Source organism: Nocardiopsis lucentensis DSM 44048 (genome assembly GCF_000341125.1).
Lineage (GTDB): Bacteria > Actinomycetota > Actinomycetes > Streptosporangiales > Streptosporangiaceae > Nocardiopsis > Nocardiopsis lucentensis.
In genome coordinates, this window is record NZ_ANBC01000569.1 from 1 (window position 1) to 20438 (window position 20438).

Here is a 20438-nt window from a genome sequence, read left to right on the forward strand (position 1 = left end):
ACGCGTGGCGGCCGCACCATTGCTGTTCGTCGCCACCAGCGCGGCTCCGCTCCTGGTCACGGTGGGCGGACCGGAGGCGCTGGGCTGGGCCGAGGGCGGAGCGGCCCGGGCCGCGGAGGTCGCGGCGCGGGCGTCCGCGGCGGTCGGCACCCAGCTCTTGTTCGTACTGACCACCCCCGTGGCCGACCTGCTCGCCCGACTGGCCCGGACCCGGCTGCCCACCGCCCTGGTCGAGGTGGTCGCCCTGACCTACCAGATGCTGATGGTGCTGCTGCAGACCGCCCGGCGGGTCGGGTCCGGCCAGGCGGGACGGCTCGGATACCACTCCCGGCGGTCCGGGATCCGCTCCGCGGGGGCGCTGGGCGGGGTGCTGTTCGTCCGTTCCCTCGACCGGGCGCGGCGACTCCAGGAGGGGCTGGCCTGCCGCGGGTACACGGGGCGGCTCACCGTCCAGGTCGACGGGCGCCCCGTCCGTCCGGTGGAGCTGGCCGCGGCCGCCACCCCGCCGCTGCTGGTCGCCGCGCTCTCCCTCGCCCACGCGGCCCTGCTGTGAACAGCGGGCCCGCCGACGACTTCCAGGAGGCACGCATGCCCGCCCGACCCGCGGGGCCCGACCCCCGTGCCGCCGCGGCGGCACGCCACGCGCCGTCCGGCCCCGACGGCCCGCCCGTCCTGGCCGGACAGGGGCTGCGCTACGACTACGAGGACACCGGTTCCGCGCTGACCGGGGTGGACGTGCGAGTCCGCTCCGGCGGGCTGCTGGCGGTGCTGGGCCCCAACGGGGGCGGTAAGACCACCCTGCTGCGGCTGTTGGCGGGCAGCCTGGCCCCCACCCGGGGATCGGTGCTGTTGGACGGCGAACCGCTGCCGCGCGGTCGGCGCGGCCGCGACCGGTTGCGCCGCCGCGTGCAGATGGTCTTCCAGGACCCCGACGACCAGCTGTTCTCCGCCACCGTCGGCCAGGACGTCTCCTTCGGTCCCGTCAACCTGGACCTGCCCGCCGCCCAGGTCCGGGAACGGGTGGACTGGGCGCTGGCCGCGCTCGGCATCACCGGGCTCGCCGACCGGCCCACCCACCTGCTCTCCTACGGCCAGCGCAAGCGGGTGGTGCTGGCCGGGGCGATGGCGATGCGCCCGGACGTGCTGATCCTGGACGAGCCCACGGCCGGGCTGGATCCGGCGGGGGTGGCGGAGCTGGTGTCGACCCTGGACGGGTTGCGGGCTCGGGGCGCCACGCTGGTGGTGTCCACGCACGACGTGGACCTGGTGCACGGCTGGGCGGAGCGGGCGCTGGTCCTGGACCGGACGGTGCTGGCGGAGGGCCCGGCCGGGGAGGTGCTGGGCGACACCGCCCTGCTGGCCCGGGCCCGGCTGCGCCCCGCCTGGGGTCCCCTGGTGGGGCGGGCGCTGCGCGCGCACGGGCTGTTGCCCGATGCCGCCGCCGACCCGGCCTGCCCCGAGGATCTGGCCCGGCTCCTCGGCAGGCCCGACCGATGAGCTCTTCCCTCTTTTCCCGCGGAGGGCCGGACGGGTGATCCGAAGCGGACGCAACGCTCGCACCCTCCGGGTGTACGTCTTCGGCCGATGCGGTGCACCCTCGCGAGGGCGCGGGGTCCCGCCGCCGCCATCGGATGAGAAGTCTGGTTAACACGTGCCGCCACGTGTCATTTCGTGTCGTTTCGTGTCGCCCCATCCGATCCGCCGTGCCGTCTGGGGTCGGGTGGTGCCGCCTGGTGTCGTGCCAGTACGGAACTGAAGAGCACGAACGGAGCACGAACCGTGGGCGGGTGGCGTCCGATGGCACCTCGCGAGGTTCTCGGTGTACTCGCCGCTACTCTGGATCTTCGGTGCAGAGTGTTGTCCAGTTCTCGAGAATCCACACCTTTGCGCTGTGCCTCTGATACAGACTTCTCTCAGTAGCAGGGGTGAGTTCAAGTAGGGCACAATCAGCGGCATGATAGCTAGACTGACGCGGATTATGCCCACCGTGACCGCTGTAGGGTCCGTGCTCGCAGTTGTGGGTGCGTTGGGGGCAGCATTGTGGCTGGGGGGGGGGCCAGCCAGTCGTTCGGGTTGGGAAGCTGCCGGATGGGTCGCCGGTATTGTGGCAGCTCTAGCATTGCCGGTGGGAGCGCTCAGTTGGGCTGTCCGACGCTCTTCGTGGGCCGCTGAGGCGCCGACTACCACTGACCTTGATCAGGTCAAGGACAGGCTGGCTGGTCACTTGAAGCAGCAGTGGGAGCGCGAGGCCAAACTTCGCCTGCTGCACGACCCAGTCCCCATGCCAGTGCGCTGGCAACTCACCGGATGCCAGGAACTCATGGATCGGACTGCCAATGTCTTGGGGATAGGAGAGACCTCCTTCGAGGGAGCCAGTGACAACATCGATGCCCTGGCTGATCGGTTCCGGGCTCTACCCCGTCAGCGCCTTGCCATCCTGGGTGGGCCAGGGAGCGGTAAAACCACTCTGGCGATGCAGCTTCTGTTGTGTCTGTTAGCAGACTGGACTAAGGAAAGGGAAGGACCAGTTCCTGTGCTGGTGTCCGTAGTCGGATGGGATACAGAAGAGCATCCCACCCTGGCCTCCTGGCTAACCCACCGACTGGACCAAGACATTCCCTTCCTACGGTCTTCCGCCCTAGGGAAGGAAACTGCTCGCCACCTGGCCACACGCGGTGCACTTCTGCCGGTGCTTGACGGGCTTGACGAACTTCCAGAGGGATCACGTTCAGCAGTGGTCGCCGCCCTGAACAGGTCCTTGGGAGATGGTCCGCTAATCCTGGCAAGTCGTTACAGCGAGTTCGCTGCATCGGTGGCCGAGGCTGGTGATGTGCTCGCCTCGACCGCTGTCGTGGTGCCCCGGGAGCTGGACCCGGCTGGCGCTGCGAAGTACCTGGAGAAGTGCCTGCGCACGCGTCATCAGCAGCAGAGGTGGGAACCGGTCCTGGCTCATCTCCGCAACCCGCGTGCTTCACACGAGCCTCGTTCTTCACTCCGCTCGATCACCGCCACCCCTTTAGGTCTATGGCTAGTCCGCTCCGTCTATCTCGACAGCGGGGCAGACCCCGCCCCGCTCCTTGACGATGAACGCTTCCCTACTCGAGAGGCGCTCGAAGCAGCTCTGCTCGACCGGATCGTCGAAGCTGTGATCATAACGTACCGGAAACAGAAGGATGAAAAGGGCAGTCCATGCCTGCCATTTCTGGCTCGTGAGGGATACGACTCAGGTAAAGTGCGTGATCGACTGGCATATATCGCCCACATGCTCAGCCGCGCCTCAGCTAAGGGGGAGCTTCCGGCTACACGGAACCTGGCCTGGTGGGAATTGGGTCACCGTGTCTTTCCTGAGGGGCGAACGTGGCAGGAGCGGATATATTTCCGGATTTTTCTAGGAGGACTGCTGGGGTTGTTCGGATTCTTGTTCGGGATGATTGCTTTCGCTTTCGTTGGAGGAATCCATTCCGGGTTTCGCGGTGCCGTCGCGGGGGGTCTCCTTGGCGGGGTTCTTCTTGGTGCTGCGAACGCCCTACTGAACACGGTGGACCGCAGGGAGTATCTATTGTGGTCAGCTAAGGGCCCCGGGTACGCGAACCTTGAGATCACTGGTCGGCTCCGAGACTTGGTCCGGCGCCTCATGCGCAGCATGGTCCGTGCCGGTGTCGTGGCCTTCCTGCTTTACGGTTCTCTGCTGGGGTTCGTGGCATGGCAAGAGCGAGGTGCTGAGGCTGGTATTATAGTAAGCATTTTTGGTGGCCTCCTTGCCGTTTTTTGTATAGTTCCTACACTCGGTTTCGTGGGTGGAGTATTTGATTGGGTGCAGAACTCCTCTCTTGAGGGAAAGGTTTATTCTCCAGTTTCCTCCTGGAGGGAAGACCGATCCCTCAACCTCGTGCGCGGAGTGGTGTGGGGTATGGTATTAGGATTTGGAGGAGGTGTGCTAATCGGATTATTTTCTGGTCTATGGTGGGGTCTAGCTGCGGGAATTCTTTTCGCGCATATTTTTGGAACAAGGCTCGTGCTCAGTCGGAATGACCACTCAACCTGGCCGTCCTACCTCGTTGTCACGTACTACCTTGCCTGGAAACGGCGTCTACCCCGACGTCTTATGGCATTCCTCGATGATGCGCACCGCGTCGGTCTCTTGCGCACCGTCGGTCCGATTTACCAGTTTCGCCATGCCCGGTTGCAGGAGCACCTCGCACAGGTTCATCGTTTAGAAGATGTAGGACACGGTCGGTAGATGCCCAGTACTGGATCTATCGTGCAGACACCGGACCAAGGGGTGTAGATCGTGAGTTTCGCACGGGGTGTGATGGAGTTTCTGGTGTGTGCCGGGATCGCCTCCCATCACCCCGCTGGGTGGATGGCAGCCAGCACCTCCCCGTTGGTGAGCACCCCGCGGTGCGGATCCTTCGGATCGCGTTGCTCTGGTGGGAGGATCACATCACCTGCTCCCAGTCCTGCAGAAACTCTTGGACCAGCAGCCTCTGTGCGTTGCTAGTCTGCGCTCCCACCGCTCGGGCCCTGGCCAAGGTGGTAAGGAGCGTTACTGCGACTGCTTCCTGTTCCCGAAGCAGTACCCTGACCGTCCGGTGCTCATCGGTATCGGTGTAGAGCAGCAGAACGGCACCGAGGAACAGGAATTGCGCGGAGTAGACAGCCAGCGAGTCAGCCGCCTCCCACCAGCGGGAGCCGATCTTCAACAGTTCCTTCCCGGTAATCTTCGGCCAGTCGGCCCGGAAGATTCCTCGGATGTCCTGGTCAATCTCCGATCCGGTGTTCTCTCCCTCCTCCGCTGCCTTCATAGGGAATCCTTGGGCGAGTAGAGCGTTCTTTAGGGCCTCAACCTCCTGCCGGACGAGTTCCTCGGCGAAATCGACGGTCTTGATAGGTTTCATGGCTTTTTCTGTCCCTCCGCTCTGGCGTTCCGCCCGTAGCTGGACCAGTCTCCTGGCTACGCGCAGACACTCCCGTGGAAGTCCACCGGAGAGTACGTAGCAGAGGGCGACCAGGGAGTCGGGGATGCCGCTGATCCGCCGGGTCAGGAGCTGACGGACGTCTTCGTAGCTCAGGGGCTCCACGCGGACTATGTCGTCGAAGGCGGTGTCGAAGGAGTCGCGCACTGAGAACGAGCGCTGCTCGAAGTTGGCCAGGGCGTCGTCGGAGACGGACACCAGGGTAAGGCAGTTTGGGGTGCCGAACAGCGCCTTGACCTGGTTGATGAACTGCTCCGCCTCCTGCGCGGACATCTTGTCGATCTCGTCGATCCCGACCACCAGCCGACCTCGGCCCTTGTGGAGTTCACTCCACCACTCGGCGGTCATTGTGGCGAAGTTACGGTATTCCGCCACCAACTGGGGAAGCCCCATCTGCTGCTCGGCCAAGGCCCGGGTGCGACTCCCGGACAACTGGGCGGGACGGGTCACCTGGATCGAACCAGTGAACCCGATCGTCGTGGTCTCCAAGTAGCGCAGCTGACGCAATCGCTCCCGGGCAAGAGAGGCGAGATCCTTCGGAGGGGTGGCGCGTCTCCTCTTGCGCCAGGCGGCCAGTCCGGCCCCGCAGAAGCTGACCAGAAGGCTGGTGGTCAACAGGAGCACGCCAGGAGTGTAAGGCGTCCACAGCACCGAGTAGTCGAACCGTTCCTCGGGGGCTCCCACCCACCGGGCGATCACCAGAATGGTGATGACGGACATGATGGTGGCGAATGCCGTCGGAGTAATGGTCTCCCAGATATCGATCCGTCGTGTGCCCTCGGTGATCAGGACTCTTTCCCGCAGAAAACGAATCGCCCTCATTCCAGAAAAGAGAGCTGCGGCGAACACGGCCACGGTTGGAACTGCGAAGTATATTGCTAGGTGTTCACTCCACAGCAGGAGGTTTTCCTGGGTGAACAGGTGTTTCATGGCCAGAATGTCATCCGCGGTTGGGGTGCCCTCTCCTGGGGTCAGGAAGCTGCTGAATAAGGCATAGAGAAGGAAGAGTAGGCCGAGCAGGAAGAGAATGTTTTCAAGTAGCGCAAAAAGCAATTTTGCTGAATTTCGCCGTGGCTTCTTCTTCGTGTTGGCGATGACCGCTTCGCACAGGTGACCAAAGACGTGGATCACGAAGTCCCGTGCCTCGTAGTGCACAGGTGCCGGAATTAGGATGCGAAGGTCGGGTTGGTTAACCTGGGCGAACCTGTTCTCGCAGAAGTTCTTCAACAGGGTGGTCTTTCCCGCTCCCCGAGGGCCCGAGACGCCGATGCTGCCCGAACCGACTGACGAGCTGGTCCTCTCGATCACCCTCATCGCACTGGTGGCGACGATCTGCTTCCGCTCGGAGAGATCGGTGAGGGAGGAGGAGTCGGTGATTTGGAATGGTTCATCCATCCCCGCCCGCCGCAGCAGATCGTTCAGGTGTGCACGTAGCAGGGGCACAACCACGTTCCCGCGTAGATCTCCTAGGAAGGGCTCGACGAATCGCATTCCCAGGTGGTCGGTGCCCGAAGCGGCGTAGAGAGCGGCCAGGCCCGCTGCGATCAGTAGTAGGTACAGGAGAATCAAAGAGGGGGAGAGGGACACAGAAAAGACGACCAAGATGATCAGTCCGAGTCCGTAGAGAGTCTTACTGTTTGATGGCTCATCGGCGCTTTCGACGTTCTCAAAGAGGGACCTGCCCAGATCCCACAGCCAGCTGCGGGGGTCCAGCCGTACGAGGGCCTGGGATGATCTTGCTGTCAGGATCTCTTCCTCTTTGTCCAGCAGTTCCGTCACCATTTCGGCCCGTGTGACGCCGAGGCTGGTCATGATTTCTCGGGTCTCCGGGCTGTCGAGGAACGGCTGGGCGAGTTCCTCGAACGCCTCGTATTTCCAGTCGGGGGCACGTGCGGCGGTTTCCTTGACGACCTTGGCCAAGAAGTGCGTGAATCGCTGGAACGCTATGTTGGGGGGCATGGTCCGAGCATAGGCCTACACAGGGCCGTCAGGGCCCCGGAATGTCTCGTATCGAGTGTGCTGGAGGCTTTGGTACGTGCCGGGATCGTCTCCCCGTCATCTGTGCGTGGGTTCTCACCCGGAGAGAACACGCACAGACGGCCTTCGTTGGCCTCGGACGGAGTGCCGGGACGCCGTGGATTCGTGGGCGTCAGCGTCCCTGGTTCTTCACTTGGGCGAGGAAGTTGCGCCACTCCGCTGTCGAGAAGGTCAGTTGGGCGTCGTTCCGGTGCTGGGTGTCACGAACGTCGGCACCGGTGCTGTGCTCGCGGACCTCGACGCACTCGTTGTTGCCGCCGCTGTAGGACGACTTGTGCCACTCAGCCACCATTGATCCTCTTCATCTCGTTGCGGATGGCTTCTAGGGTCTCATCCGGCCCGGCGGCGACACCCTGCAGCGCCGCGAACCACATGCGGTACCGCCCCACCTGGTTGGCCGCGGTGATGATCTGCCCCTCATGAGCGGACTCCACGTAGACGACCTCGGGCTGGTCGCCTGAGGTGATGACCCTGAAGGGGCCATTGTTACCCGCGTGACGGGGTTCGTCCACCGGAACCATCAGCAGGTTGACGCGCTCCTTCTCCACCAGGTCGACGACGTAGGCGAGCTGTTCCAACTGGACCTCCGCCGAACCGTAGCGGCGCATGAGCAGCGACTGGTCGATCACGAGCCAGATGACGGGGGAGAGGGCCTCCGCCATGTGACGCGCACGGTTCGCGCGCTCCTTGGCCCGCTCCGCCAGGTCCTTCCTGGACAGCCAAGGAGCACCGTAACGGATGAGGGCCCGGGAGTAGGCCTCGGTCTGAAGATAGACCGGGAAGACCAGGGCCTGGTACTCGTACAGGGCGTCCGCGCCGTGGGTGCGCTCGGTGACCTCGTGCAACCAGGCTCGTCGACCGGAGCCGGTGAGCTCCTCCCAGAGCCTTTCCAGCCGCCCACCACCGTGCACGACCTCGTCCAGGGCGCGCCGTAGCCAGGGGCGCGCCAGCGCCTTCCCTGTCTCGATGTCGGAGATATGCGAGTTGCTGATGGTCGTGCCGCGCTGACTGACACGCCGGGCCACGGCTTCCTGGGTCAACTCGGCTTCGGCACGGAGCCTGCGCAGCTCCCGCCCGAAAATCTTCAGGGTGCGCTCGTCGGGGGTCATGACCCTATGTGAGCACATCACTCCGCGAGCCGTGGAGGGATTCCAGAAGATTCCAGAGCCTCTTGGAAGATTCACGGCTTAGCCGGTCAGCCTTACGCCGAGTACTTCCCTGCCCGCATCCTCCTGCGAAAGGGCGCAACACCGATGCGCTGTCGGCCGAGCGCTTCGAGCTGCCGGAGAGGAGTGGGTGGGACGAGTGAGTGCCGCGATCAAGAACTCAACGTTGCCTCGCAGGATTAGCTGCGCTGACCCCAACACGTGGATCGCCGAGTTCGGACACGAACCGCACCACATCCGCACAGCCGCCCGGTGGTTGCTCCCGCGATACGGCCCGACCGGGAGCCAGGCGCAGCGGCTGTTGGAGGCCCTGGCGATCCTCCACAGCAACGCCTTGGAGCACACCGCGTCCGGCCTGCCGGGTGGGACGGTGCGGATCAGGCTGGAGAAGCAGCCTTTCGCCTTCAAGCTGGCGGTGACCGACGACGGCCCCCGTCCGGACGCACCACTCACCTTCCCGGTTCCCGCTGGGGAGCCCTCCGCCGAGGGAGTACCCGCGGGGCACGGGTTCGGGCTGCGGCGCTTGGAGGAGCTCGCTCTGTACTGGGAGTGGGACGGCTGCGCCGGAGGAGCCCTCACTGTCTGGGGGATCTTCGACCGTCACCTGCCGCTCGCGCGATGAGGGCGGCGCCGTGTCCTGGAACGTCCACCACGACCAGGAGCGCGACGAAGCCCTTGTGTCCCCCAACGCGAGCGCCAGCGCATGTGGACGACTTTCTGCCCACCGGGAACGCGCCCACCCTGACGACCTGCGCCGGAACCTCCGCCATCGCGAATGCCGGATCGCTCGCGTCGGCCATCCAGCCCTGCACAGATCTCGAGCGCGGTCACACCGACCCTGCACACCTTCGGAGAGGAACCCCTGTTCGCCATGTCCGCCGAACCGCAACTGCCCGCCCCCGGCACTGTTCACGCACTCACCCCTGGTGAGGTCGCCCGAGCCTTTCGGGTGGATTCCAGGACCGTCTCCCGCTGGGCCAAGGAAGGCCGGATCAGCAGCTTCCGAACCCCTGGTGGCCACCGCCGGTTTCTCAAGCACGAGGTGGACGCGCTGCTGGCCGCGAGCACCTTCCTCGCCCACTGACTCCGTTGCCGACGAAGAAAGCAGTCCCCATGTCCAGGTCCCTGCTGTACCTGCTCAACGTCTCCAACGCCTCCCGGCTCAGCGCCGACTCCGGATGGATCTACGCCGACATCCTCACCCGCGCCCTGACCGACGCCGGATGCGACATCACCCTGGTCTGCCCCGCCCCGGTCACCGACCCCCGCGTGCGCCACATGGTGCCCCCACCCACCGCGACCAGCAAGTACCGGGTGCGCGTCACCCACGACGTCGGCTACCTCGCCCAACTCCTGCGCGCCACCCGCCCGGACACCATCGTGGTCAACCAGATCGAGGCCGCCCCCGCGGTGCGTGCCGCCATGCTCGACGCGCACAGCACCGCCCAGGTCGTCGGTTACTGCCATTACCTGCCCTTCTCCCTGGACGCACACGGCCGCCTGGTCAAGGACCCCGCCTTCAGCGACGGCGGCCTCGAACTCCCCATCCGTCTGGCCTTCGCCAGCGGCCTGGCCGCCTGCGACCGTGTCCTCGTCCACTCCCGCACCGCCCGCGACTGGACCCTGGCCGCCTCCGACACCTACCGCGCCAACATCCACGATCGGGTTCACATCGTGCCCCCACCCCGTGACCCCCGCCTCGTCCGCACCGACGCCACCGCACCCGAGCACGCCCTGGGCCTGTACAACCACCGGCTCTACGGCCACTACGGCACTGACCACTTCATCGACCTGGCCCGCCGGGTCACCGCCAACGGGCTCCTGCTGCGGGTGATGGACCTCTTCGGCCGTCGCGACCCCGACCGCGTCGCCCTGGACCCCAGCCCCGAACACGCCCTGGCCCGCCTCGACGCCATCTGCGGCGTCACCGTCTGCGCCGACGGAGGCGACCGCGACCGCTACCGCACCCTGCTGGCCGACACCACGGTGGGGTTCGCGCCGTTCCGGCCCGGGTGCACGTGGTCGATGTCGATCATCGACCTGCACGTCATGGGCGTCCCCGTCATCGCGCCCCGCATGGCGTGGATGGCCGAGGCCGTCCACGAGGACCTGCTCTTCGACCCGGCCGACCTAGACAGCGCGATCAAGATCGTGAACCGGCTCGTGGAGGACCCCGCCTTCTGGCAGGCCCACAGCCGCCACGCCCACGACTCCACCCGCAACCTGACCCCCGAACAGGTAGCCGCCGACTACCTGGAGGCGATCAGGTGAACCCCCGCCCCGACGCGGTGATGCTCTCCTACGACGAACCCCTCGCCAACGACCTTCACGCCCACCTCGAACGCGTCCTGGACCGACCGGTCAAACGCCTGCACGGCGTGGTCGGCATGCGCCGCGCCTACCGACTGGCCGCCGAACTCGTGGACACCGACACCTTCCTGCTTGCTGACGGCGACTTCCACATCCACCCCACCTTCACTCCCGACCCCGACCCCCTCCCTGAGGGTGTGGCGATGCGGGTGTGGAAGGCCACCAACCCCGCCACCGGACGCACCTACGGCTACGGCGGCATGAAGCTCATCCGCCGCGACTCCCTCCGCCGCCTGGGCGAGGCCGTCGACGTCCTGGCCGCCCTGCCCGGCAGGGTCGAGTTCTCCACCCAGGTCGCGGGCACCACCCGCTTCGACCAGAGCCCCTACCACGCCTGGAAGGCCGCCTTCCGCGAGGTCGCGATGCTCACCCGGGGCTGTGAGTACGGGGCCGACCCCGACACCACCCGCGAACAGATCCGCGCCTGGACCTCCCCTGTCGGTGGCCGGTTCACCTCGTGGGTGCGGCTCGGTGCCGCCGATGGTTCCGAGTTCGCCCACGCCACACCCGCCAACAGTCCGGCCTGGCAGCGGCTGAACGATCCCGTGTGGCTGCGCGCCCAGTTCGAGACTGTCTCCGCCCGGGAGCGGCTGTGAGGCGGACGGTGGTGTTGGTCGAACCGGCCACTGAGCATGCGGGCCACTGGCAGGACGCTCTCGTCCCCCTCGCCGCGGCGGCCACCGCCGAGGGGCACCAGGCCGTCGTGGTCACCCTCAACGGGATACCCACACACATCCACCGCACGCTCCAGGAACACCGAGCACTCGTGCTCACCCGACCCCGCGGAGCTGGAGGGAGGCTTCTTTTCACGCTCGGGAAGGGCACACACCGGGGCGCCGCGATCACCGGTCGGCTGCTGCCTCACCGCCGGTTGCCGCACCAGGTCACCCTCCTCGCCCGGTGCCTGATCGAAGCGGCTTCCCTGTGCACCGCCCGCCACGTGTTCAAGTGCGAACCCGAGGCGGCGGTGATTCTGACCGCCAGCGAGGCTTTGCACGGCCTGGCCCGGCTGCTGTCACGCACCCCGCACCTGCGGGTGGTCCATGAGGTGAACACCACCGAGGACCTCTTTGTGCGAACGCTCGGGCGCCTGGCCTCTCCGCACAAGGTCGTGGTCGTGTGCCCCACCCGAGCGGTGGAAGACGAGGTCCGTGAACGTTTCCCCGAGCTGAGGACCACCGTCCACCCCTTCGCCTTGGCCGCACCCGAGGAGCGGATCACCGACGACGAACGCGCCCAGGCCCGCCGCGCCCTCGGTATCCCCGACAAGGTGCCGGTTCTCTGTGTGGTGGGCGGGTGGTGGCCCCACAAGGACATGGCCACCACGGTCACCGCATTGGAACGCCTTACCCAGCCGCTGCACGTCCTGGTCGCGGGCGACCCCACTGACCCGGACCTCCTACACCGGATCGCCGCAGCCCCACAGGTCACGCTGCGGATCCTGCCCGGTCCACTCAGACCCGTCGACATCTGCCAGGTCTACGCCGCCAGCAGCTTCACCACCGTCCTGCGCCACCCCGGCGTGGGCAAGGAGTCCGGGCTGGTCGCCGACTGCGCTCGCTTCGGGGTCCCGCTCCTGGTCTCCGACCACGCCCCCGACCTGACCCGCTGCGTCAGCGCCTGGGCGACGGTCGTTCCTTCCCAAGACCCGGACGCGCTCGCCGACGCCATTGACCAAGCGGCCACACACCCACCACCCGCACCGCCTCCCACCGCCGCGACGGACCTCGGGCTCCGCACCCCGCGCCAGATGCTCGCCTTTTTGAAGGAGTTGATGCCATGACCCCGCCCCTGATCGCCGTGATTGGCCCCGTCGAGACACCCCTACTCCAGGCCTGGGTCGAGCACTACCGCACACTCGGCATCAGTGTCTTCCACCTCGCCCTCCATGTCCCCGAGCACGCCCTACCTGGCACCGAGCAACGCCTGCGCGACACCCTCGCTTCTCGCGGGATCACCCCGGCGCTGGTCAAACACGGCCCCTGGCACGAGACCACCAACGCCCACCTGCGCGACCGTCTGCGCGCCCGCGCCGGGAAGGGGTGGCATCTGATCGCTGACAGCGACGAGTTCCACACCTTCCCCACCTCCCTGGCCGACACGATCGCCACTGCGGAACAGGCCGGGCACGCCATCGTGCGGGGGCTGATGCTCGACCGCGTCGCCCGCACCGGAGCACTCACCGCCTGGCCCCCACCGGAGCGGGAACCGAGGGGAGCGGGCCTGCGTGAGCATCTGGACGCCGCCTACCCCCTGGGCGGCTGGCTCACACACCGGCTCCTGCTGGGCGACCCTCGCAAGATCGTCCTGGCCCGCGCCGACGTCCCCCTCACCACGGGAAACCACCGCGCCCCCGGACACCACCCCGCTGACGGTCAGGTCGTGGTGGTGCACCACTTCAAATGGCGCTTCGGCGTCGAGGCCGACCTCAGGCGCAGGATCGTCCGCTTCACCTCCGGCACTTGGACCGAGACCAGCCCGGCCGTACGCCACGAGGCCGACCGCTTCCTCACCCACCTGGGCGACAACCAGGGGCGGATCAACACCGCCGACCCCGCACTCGCCTTCCGCCCCGTCCGCCTCGACTACACCCCGCCCACCTGGCAGGACGAAGCCCACCCGATCCTCACCCAGTGGCGGCCGGCCCCGCCGGAAACGAGCCCGCGGCGATGACCTCCTCACCCTCACCCTCAGGCGGATCAAACCGGGTCACGAAGTCCGCCAACGCCTCCGGCGTCACCGTCAACGCGTTGGCGTCCTGGCGACGGTTCCGCTCACCCAGACGCCGCAGCAGCTCCTCCTTCTCCACGGGGAAGTACAGCAGCCGCCACCGGCCCCCTGAAGCCTCGATCAGCTTCTTCCACTCCTCCCGTTCCGCGCGCCGCCACAGACCGTGGTCCACCACCACATCGCGCCCCTGGAAGAGCAGTTCGACCAGACGGTCACGGACCCAGTCCACGACCGGGGCCTGACGCTCGAAGTACTTCCACTCCGGATAGTCGACCCCGTACCGGCCGTGCCGACGGTGGACCTCCTCATCCACCGACAACCGCACCGCACCGGACGGCTCGAGCACCGTGCGCGCGTAGGTGGTCTTGCCCGACCCGGTCAGACCGACCAGCAGAAACACCACGGGAACCCGTCCCACACGTTCTCCTTCCCGGAGCTGCCGATGCACCGATTCACACGAGCAACTCTACGAACAGCGATCCAACGCGCACCCGCATTCATTCCCAAACGGGCCATCCGCTGGCTGGACGACGAACTCCTACGCAACCCCGTCACCACCACTGCCTCGACACGGTTCGGTGGCCGATTCCCAGTGACCACCAGCGACATCATCCAGCGCTACCTCTACACATTCGGTACCTGGGAACCCCACCTGACCGCGTGGATCACCCACCGCCTCAAAACGGGGGACACCTTCGTGGACGTGGGCGCGAACATCGGCTACTACACGATGCTCGCCTCCCACCTGGTCGGCCCGATCGGACACGTCGCGGCGATCGAACCCGCCCCGCGCTTCCATCAGCACCTCCAGGCAACGCTCCTGCTCAACGAGGCGCGCAACGTCCGCGCCATCGACCAGGCCGTCGCGGCTGAACCCGGACGGGTGGAGATGTTCCTGGCCGACCCGGGAAACCTCGGCGGTACCTCCACGGTCCGGCCTCGGCACGTGCACGACGCCTTCCACGTCGACGCCGCACCGCTCCCGGACATCCTCACACCCTCCGAGGTTCGTAACGCCCGGCTGATCAAGATAGACGTCGAAGGAGCCGAAGCGGCAGCGGTCCAGAGCCTGGCACCCCTCCTCGGCCTGCTGCGGCCCGACGCCGAGCTGATCATCGAGGTCACACCGCGCACTCTGGCCAAACAGGGGCTGGAAGTCGAAGACGTGATCGGGCCACTGCGGGCGGCGGGCTTTCACATCTACCGGATCGCCAATGACTACGACCCGACGACCTACCCCACGGCCATCGGTGCCCCCGAACCGCCGCGACGGTGGGAGCGGGAAGTCACCGAGATGAGCGACCTGGTGTTCTCCCGGACCGACGCCACCCACCTGTGACTCCGCTCCGCACCGCTCGCGGGCTCGGTGACTGTTCTATACGGAAGGGGTTGAAGATTCTCGCCCACCCAAGCGACCATCGACCAGCCCTGACCAGCGTGGATGCCGATTCCTAGGCTTTAGGGGCGTTATTTCCCATTTGCGTGGGTTTACAGATGAGAAGCGCAGTTTCGGGGGCGTACGACCCCGGGGCCATCGACACTCACCCAGACCCACACAGGAAGTAGGGCCAGTCCCGCCTCGGGGCTGACGAGAAGAGAAAAAGGATGCCCCACACCGGTGCGCGAACACCGGCCTGGGGCGTGATTCCCACCTGAGAACGCAGGAGGAAACCGTGGAGAAGTGTAGCGGAAAGCACCGCAAACGCCGCCAGGGATGGGGCGAGCAGGTGCGCTGGGTGCTCGGTGCGGTGCTGGCCGCCGTGTTCTGCCCCCCGACAAGTCGAACCGCGCCGCCAACTCCGGAACCCGAGACCCGTCAGGCACGTCCGGAACGGGATGCACGAGCGGACTGGGAAGCCGCCTCAACACGGTCGGTGACCGAGAAGCCAGGGTCGGCTCCGTGCGTCCAAGCTGAGAGCGGCACGCGCGGGGGTGCGGCTGCGGTGCCGCGTCCACGGATGCCGTACACCGGGCGGCGTGGGTGGTGCGTGGATGATGACGGGGTGCGCGGGGTGCGCCCCTACCTCGCTCGGGAAGAGGAGCGCTTCCTCCATGCGCACACTGGAGCTCCTGTAGGGGCGAACCACGCCGTTCACGCTGACCTCCTGGCCACCGTTCACGAGCCAGCGCCCGTGTCCGTGCCTTCTCCGGTTGCTGAGGGTGGCGAGGAGGGGGAGTTCGCTGAGCTGGCCCGCCTGGTGCGCCGATGGCAGGCCGTCACGACCTGATCAGTGAGGGTGTGTGCCGCGGGATGGTGCCGACCATGAGCATGGTCGGCACCACCCCGCGGGTTGTTCTTCGTCCGAGTCCGGCCAGCACAGATCAGCCGTGCGATATCGAAAAAGGGGAGAAAGAGCACGCCGTGGAACAGTTCCGGGCGTTCATGGCACCGTCCGCAGGGGTGTGCTGAACCCCGAGTGAACACGATTTGAACCAGGGCCAGCAGGTGGGCCGTTACCGGGGCCGTCGAGTGGGCCGGTTTTAGCTGGCCCACCCCTGCACGGTCATCATTGCAGGTCATAGGCTGTTCAAGTGGGCCACCGCGTGTCCAGACTTATACCCAAGTGGGTAGTGATCTTCACGTAGGCGGGCGGGGCCGCCCGCAACGAGCGCGAGGCGGCCCCGCCCGCACCTGCTCAAAGACTCGTTCCCCACCGTGTCTACGAGAACGTCTCCTGGCTGTTTCCTGGACATACTCCGTAGAAACTGATGCTGATGGAAGCGGGTGGTTCTTCCGGGGTGGGCTGTGCGAAGGCGTGGCGGGGCCGCGCCGTCTGGGGGCGGGCGGGATCCACTCGGTGGTCACCGGCATCCGCTGACGGTCTCGGGTCGATGGTCCTTCTGGTCTTGGTAGGGGTGTCGGGTTCGTTGCGGGGATTTTTCGAGGTGGGCGGCGCGGAGAAGAAACAAGAGCATTGTGGGCGTGGCACTCATGTTTGAGTGTGTCCGGTAAGTGGGCCTGTGACGCCGCCAGTAAGTACGCCGGTAGGTGGTCCTGTATTGGTTCCGGTAAGTGGGCCAGTTAGATCGGCCCACCCACAGGCGACTATCCGTGCAGGTCACAGCCGGTCTGGGTGGGCCGTTGGCAACCCAGACTTATACCCGGTGGGTCGTCATCTTCACGTAGGGGGCGGGGCGCCCGCCGGCGAGCGTCGGGCGCCCCGCCCTTGTATCCCTCGTATGCGTTCGTCTCCACCTCGAATCCTTTCTTCTCTTTGATCTTTTCGTGTTCTCTTCTCTTACTCCAAGTATCTGTACTGAAGTGTCCGTTTCGTGGTGCGCGGTGGGGCTGGTGGATGTGGTGCGGGGATCGTCCAGTGGCGTGTGGTGGACGGGCGTCGGCGGTGAGCGCTGCGGGTGGGTCCTGCACGGACTGGCGGGGCACGCGAGGCGGAACGGGCTTGGCTTCTCGTGGTTCGGCTCGGCGAGATCGGTGGCCGGGTGTTGCGGGCGCTGCCTGGGTGTCGTCGTCGGGGCCGTGGAGGGGAAGCACGGTGAGGTGGAGGAGGGGCCGGTGAGGAGAGGTCGCCCTGTTCGTTTCCGTTGTCGCGCCGTGGTGGTGGCTGGTGGGGTGTTCCGGACCGGCGAGCACACCAGGAGCGAGAAGGCGGCTGCGACCTCGGGTTGCGCGGGAGACTCACCCCTGCTGACCTGGGGTTTTCTCACGCCCGGGGTTGCCATCCCATCGGATCAAAGGTCCCCTGGTGCACCACAGGCTGGGAAGGTAGGCCGTGGAAGCCCGCTTCTTGTTTCTCGGGAAACGGATCCATTCGATCTGGTTTGCCGTCTTGTGTCGTGTCATGCCGCGTGGCGTTGCCTCGGCAGTCGCGGACCAGACGGCGGTGGAGCACGAGCCAGCCGAACGTGCGCTCGGAGGGCCCACCGGCACGGAAGCACCTGGAACCCATGCTGGCTGGGCTCCTTGGCGACGACCCCGACAGTGCCCCCGCCGCAGCGTGCTCGGCTCCACCATGCTGATCGTGGGCTCCCCGGTCGCCTGACCTAGCCGTTGTGGACCGGGTAGACGCCGAGAACCTCGGTCTGAACAGTACCTTCGGGCCTTCCCTCATACGTGAGGTCGTCGAAGAGCGCCACCGGTTCGTCGTCTGAGCCGGGTGCGTAGGCGAAGTAGGAGCTTCCAGCCAAGAGGATCAGGCGGTCGTGTTCCTTGTCGGCCCACACGCGGCTGATGCTGTTGCCGGTGGCTTCGAGGTCGATCCCGTCGTCTGAGACGGTCCCGTCATCGGAGACCGAGAGCGAGTGCAGTTCGGTGAATGTGCTGCGGTCGAAGCCGATCGGGCCGAAGAACTGGCCGGGTGCCCCCTCGACGAAGCTCCAGGGGACCACACCGGTGGTGTCTCCGATGAAGTAGTCCAACCCAGTCTCCTCGTCGTTGACCCTCTCCAGCACTTCCAACTGGTTGTCTTCGGTGATGGTGTAGACGTTGTCCGGGCCTCGCCAGGTTCCCTGACCGCTCAACACCCGCGAGTCGACTTCGTGGATGGTCCCGACGTCGCGTGGGGCGTCGCCCTGGTGCTCCGGTTCCCCTTTCGGATCCGTGACGTCGACGGAGAAGATGCGTGAGTCCTCCTCCTCGCGGTTCTCATGCTGTTCCTCGAACCAGAGTTGGCTACCGTCAGGGGAGAACTGCGGGGAGAGGTACTCGATCGCGCCTCCGCTGAACGTGGTCGACTCCTGCGGCTCCACGACCCCCGTCCAGTCGTAGGAGTAGGTCTGGGCGTTGAGTTCGCCGAAGCGGAGCCCGCCGTCGTGCTCGTAGGCGGCGAACCTGAAGTCGGGGGAGAACGCGAACCTGTCCCAGAAGGCCTCGATCCCCATGCCACCCGTCTCGGCCAGTGCCAGGTCAGTGAGGTCGATCAGGCTTCTTTGGGTTCCGTCCTCCACGTCGTGGAAGGTGAGGAATACCCCTCTCGTCCCCCGGTGGTACTCCAGCAACCCGGACAGTTCCTCGGCCGGAATCGTGTCCTCCTCCGGGGCAGCGTCAGCCTGCGGTGCCTCCCCTGGCGCGGCCTCGTCCCCTCCGGAATTGCAAGCGGTCAGTGCCAGCATGGTGGCAAGGAAGACAGGGGCGATCCGCTTCAGCGTCACTTTTTCTCCGGTCAAGGTGTGTCCTTCGGTTCGTTGGTCGGCCGGGGGGAGGGGGTTGGCGTACGTGGTGGCGGTGTACAGCAGGGGGCATGGTGATGGTGGCCGATGACAAGCTGCATACCGACTGGAAGACCGCCGCTAGAGCGACGAGGGTGGCGACCTCACCAGTGTCAAAGCAGGTGGTTTTCACCTTTCGCCGTCATTCGAGGTCACCCTGCCCACTTTGGAGCTTCTCTGGGGTCGTCACCCGATGGGATGAAAGGTCCCCTGGGTGGACCAGGTGTTCAGGGTTGGCGTGTCCAGGTCTTGGCTTCGGCCAGGGCGGTCGTGACGACGGTGGTATCGATGGTGACCGCGGCCATCTCCCAGATCTGGGTGCCAGCTCGGAATCGGATTATGCGTACGTCGCCGAGTCGGGACTCCCAGACAGTGCGCGGCTCCGATACCTCGAGCACCTCGCGGGGCGCCGGGACAGGGATGGGATTGGCGTAGGTGCGGAACGGCCGCCATCTGCGCCATGTGAGGCGTTCGGGGCAGCGAAGTGATGACGAGGAGGCCCTGCCGGAGAAGTCTGCCATGCCGAAGGTGGGCCACGGAGTGCAGGGGAAGGCCGTTCCGCAGGTCATGGAGGTCCTGTTCAGCGACGTTGGGGTTGCCGCCCTGGATTCCCCACCACCATTGTTTGGGGTCTCGGATGATGTCCGGGATGCTTCTGGTGCCCGCAGTGTTTCGAGATGAGAGGGCCATGTGTGGCTTTCTGGGAGTGATCCTGGTTCCCGGTGAATCTACAGAACTGCCGGATCAGGGGTTGAGCCGGATCCAGATATCCTGGCTCGCTGTTGTCTTGGGAGTCGAAGAACACATCGGAATCCCCTCGTGTCGATCAATCTTCGCTCCGACAGCGCAGGTCCCAGTAGGTTTCGGGATGGCGGCCAGAGTTACTGCATGACGGTGTGGTGGGGGTGGTCGGGGGAGGTGGGGTAGTGGTGGAGGCCGAGGGAGTAGCCGCGGCTGATGACGAGCCTGTCCAGTCCGCCCGGTTCCAGGCTGTCGATCTGGAGTAGGTGTTCCATGGGGGTACCGCACTCGCACTCGATGGGGAAGGGGTCGGTCAGGCCCCACGGTTGGTAGCCACCGAGCTTCATACCCGAACGGTGGGCGACATCGTAGGAGTAGCTGGGCTTGGGGATCACGTGTCCGGTCCGGGGGAGGTCGTCCTCCCATTCCTCGATGCGGTCGGCGAGCTCCTCGGGCAGAAGGGCGTCGGAGGGGTAGTCGGTGATCTCCTCGATGTCCAGGACGCAGGGCGGGAGGGTGTAGCCCCTGGCGCTGGTGTGAGGGCGGGGCTGCTCGGGGAGTGGCGCGAGGTCGGTGAGGTCATGTCGCCAGCGCAGGGTGAGCCAGGGGGTGTGGCTGTGCCCGTCTGCGTCGAGCGGGGCGGGGTGGTCGTTGGGGCACCACAGGACTTGGAGGAGTGGGGCACCACAGGACTTGGAGGAGTTCGGCGCCTGAGGGGAGGGTGTGCCCGGTGGGCAGGTGGCGGGCGAACAGTTGGAGGACGGGTTGCAGGAAGAGCGGTTCGTCGAAGTAGGCGTCGCCGTTCTTGTGAGGTGCTTCGAGGAAGTAGTGGCCGTGGGGACAGGTCGGCCAGGGTTCGTCTCTGGGCCACAGGATGGGGCCGCCGACGGAGCTGTCCTCGGGGCCGGGGTCTACCAGATGGGGGTGGAGCAGGAGCGCGGGTTTGCCGAACTCGTGTAGTTCGGGGAACGCGGAGAGGAGTTGGTCGCGCTTGGTCGCGGGGGCGGGGTGGGACATGGCGGGGCCTCGATGGTGGGGGATGGTGTGGTGTCAGGGCAGGGTAGCGCCGCTGGGCGACAGCCCCTGGTCGCCGGATAGGGGTGTGTGGGCGACTGACAGGCCCGGACGGCCCTTGGGGTAGGGGGCGTGGGGTGATAGGGCGGAACAGCCACACGGGGGCGGCTACGGGCCGTCCCGGGCAGGGCCCTGTCAATGGCCAGTGTGTTTTCCCCGCAGGCGGCCAGTAGTTCTC

Annotated in this window: 16 protein-coding genes; 9 read left to right on the forward strand and 7 right to left on the reverse strand. The window is 66.2% G+C overall.

Going from position 1 to position 20438, the window contains the following annotated elements; genetic code table 11:
* Both D471_RS0119480 and D471_RS0119485 read left to right on the forward strand, forming a co-directional pair.
* Window positions 1-553, forward strand: a 553-nt coding sequence (locus tag D471_RS0119480; protein WP_026127879.1) for a CbiQ family ECF transporter T component, incomplete at its 5' end; no start/stop codon positions are given.
* A 35-nt stretch (window positions 554-588) separates the two neighbouring features.
* Window positions 589-1497: an energy-coupling factor ABC transporter ATP-binding protein gene (locus D471_RS0119485; RefSeq protein ID WP_017600160.1), complete on the forward strand. Its 909-nt coding sequence runs from the start codon at window positions 589-591 to the stop codon at window positions 1495-1497.
* 2942 nt (window positions 1498-4439) lie between these two features.
* Here the strand turns inward: D471_RS0119485 and D471_RS0119490 are convergent.
* The 3 genes from D471_RS0119490 to D471_RS0119500 all read right to left on the reverse strand — a co-directional run bounded on the left by D471_RS0119490 (window position 4440) and on the right by D471_RS0119500 (window position 8122).
* Entirely contained in the window at window positions 4440-6935 is a 2496-nt protein-coding gene (locus D471_RS0119490; protein ID WP_017600161.1) for a hypothetical protein, read from the reverse strand.
* 190 nt (window positions 6936-7125) lie between these two features.
* Entirely contained in the window at window positions 7126-7305 is a 180-nt protein-coding gene (locus tag D471_RS0119495; protein ID WP_017600162.1) for a DUF397 domain-containing protein, read from the reverse strand.
* Entirely contained in the window at window positions 7295-8122 is an 828-nt protein-coding gene (locus D471_RS0119500) for a helix-turn-helix domain-containing protein (RefSeq protein ID WP_017600163.1), read from the reverse strand. The genes D471_RS0119495 and D471_RS0119500 overlap by 11 nt, the downstream gene beginning before the upstream one ends.
* A 187-nt stretch (window positions 8123-8309) precedes the next feature.
* On the opposite strand from D471_RS0119500, the gene D471_RS0119505 reads away from it, so the two are divergent.
* From D471_RS0119505 to D471_RS0119530, 6 genes are all read left to right on the forward strand, one after another.
* Window positions 8310-8801, forward strand: a complete 492-nt coding sequence (locus tag D471_RS0119505) for an ATP-binding protein (RefSeq protein WP_241479659.1) — start codon at window positions 8310-8312, stop codon at window positions 8799-8801.
* A gap of 249 nt (window positions 8802-9050) precedes the next feature.
* Window positions 9051-9263: a BldC family transcriptional regulator gene (locus tag D471_RS0119510; protein WP_017600165.1), complete on the forward strand. Its 213-nt coding sequence runs from the start codon at window positions 9051-9053 to the stop codon at window positions 9261-9263.
* Window positions 9264-9292: 29 nt separating this feature from the next.
* Window positions 9293-10450: a glycosyltransferase gene (locus D471_RS0119515; RefSeq protein ID WP_017600166.1), complete on the forward strand. Its 1158-nt coding sequence runs from the start codon at window positions 9293-9295 to the stop codon at window positions 10448-10450.
* On the forward strand, window positions 10447-11145 hold the full coding sequence (locus D471_RS0119520; protein ID WP_017600167.1) for a hypothetical protein: 699 nt from the start codon (window positions 10447-10449) through the stop codon (window positions 11143-11145). The genes D471_RS0119515 and D471_RS0119520 overlap by 4 nt, the downstream gene beginning before the upstream one ends.
* Window positions 11146-11156: 11 nt before the next feature.
* A complete protein-coding gene (locus D471_RS0119525) occupies window positions 11157-12332 on the forward strand; it encodes a glycosyltransferase family protein (RefSeq protein WP_241479660.1) in 1176 nt (391 codons plus the stop codon).
* Complete coding sequence (locus D471_RS0119530; protein WP_017600169.1) at window positions 12329-13222, forward strand: glycosyltransferase family 2 protein; 894 nt, start codon at window positions 12329-12331, stop codon at window positions 13220-13222. The genes D471_RS0119525 and D471_RS0119530 overlap by 4 nt, the downstream gene beginning before the upstream one ends.
* Here the strand turns inward: D471_RS0119530 and D471_RS0119535 are convergent.
* Window positions 13176-13697 (reverse strand): AAA family ATPase, encoded by a 522-nt coding sequence (locus D471_RS0119535; RefSeq protein ID WP_017600170.1) that lies wholly within the window; start codon window positions 13695-13697, stop codon window positions 13176-13178. The genes D471_RS0119530 and D471_RS0119535 overlap by 47 nt on opposite strands.
* Window positions 13698-13871: 174 nt before the next feature.
* On the opposite strand from D471_RS0119535, the gene D471_RS0119540 reads away from it, so the two are divergent.
* Window positions 13872-14618, forward strand: coding sequence for an FkbM family methyltransferase (locus D471_RS0119540; protein ID WP_017600171.1), 747 nt, complete (start codon window positions 13872-13874; stop codon window positions 14616-14618).
* 2663 nt (window positions 14619-17281) lie between these two features.
* On the opposite strand, the gene D471_RS35220 is transcribed toward D471_RS0119540, so the two are convergent.
* The 3 genes from D471_RS35220 to D471_RS39625 all read right to left on the reverse strand — a co-directional run bounded on the left by D471_RS35220 (window position 17282) and on the right by D471_RS39625 (window position 20203).
* Entirely contained in the window at window positions 17282-18403 is a 1122-nt protein-coding gene (locus D471_RS35220; RefSeq protein WP_152486376.1) for a hypothetical protein, read from the reverse strand.
* Window positions 18404-19326: 923 nt separating this feature from the next.
* Entirely contained in the window at window positions 19327-19581 is a 255-nt protein-coding gene (locus tag D471_RS37745) for a hypothetical protein (RefSeq protein WP_017600173.1), read from the reverse strand.
* Window positions 19582-19765: 184 nt separating this feature from the next.
* Window positions 19766-20203: a hypothetical protein gene (locus tag D471_RS39625; RefSeq protein WP_152486377.1), complete on the reverse strand. Its 438-nt coding sequence runs from the start codon at window positions 20201-20203 to the stop codon at window positions 19766-19768.
* Window positions 20204-20438 lie beyond the last annotated feature (235 nt).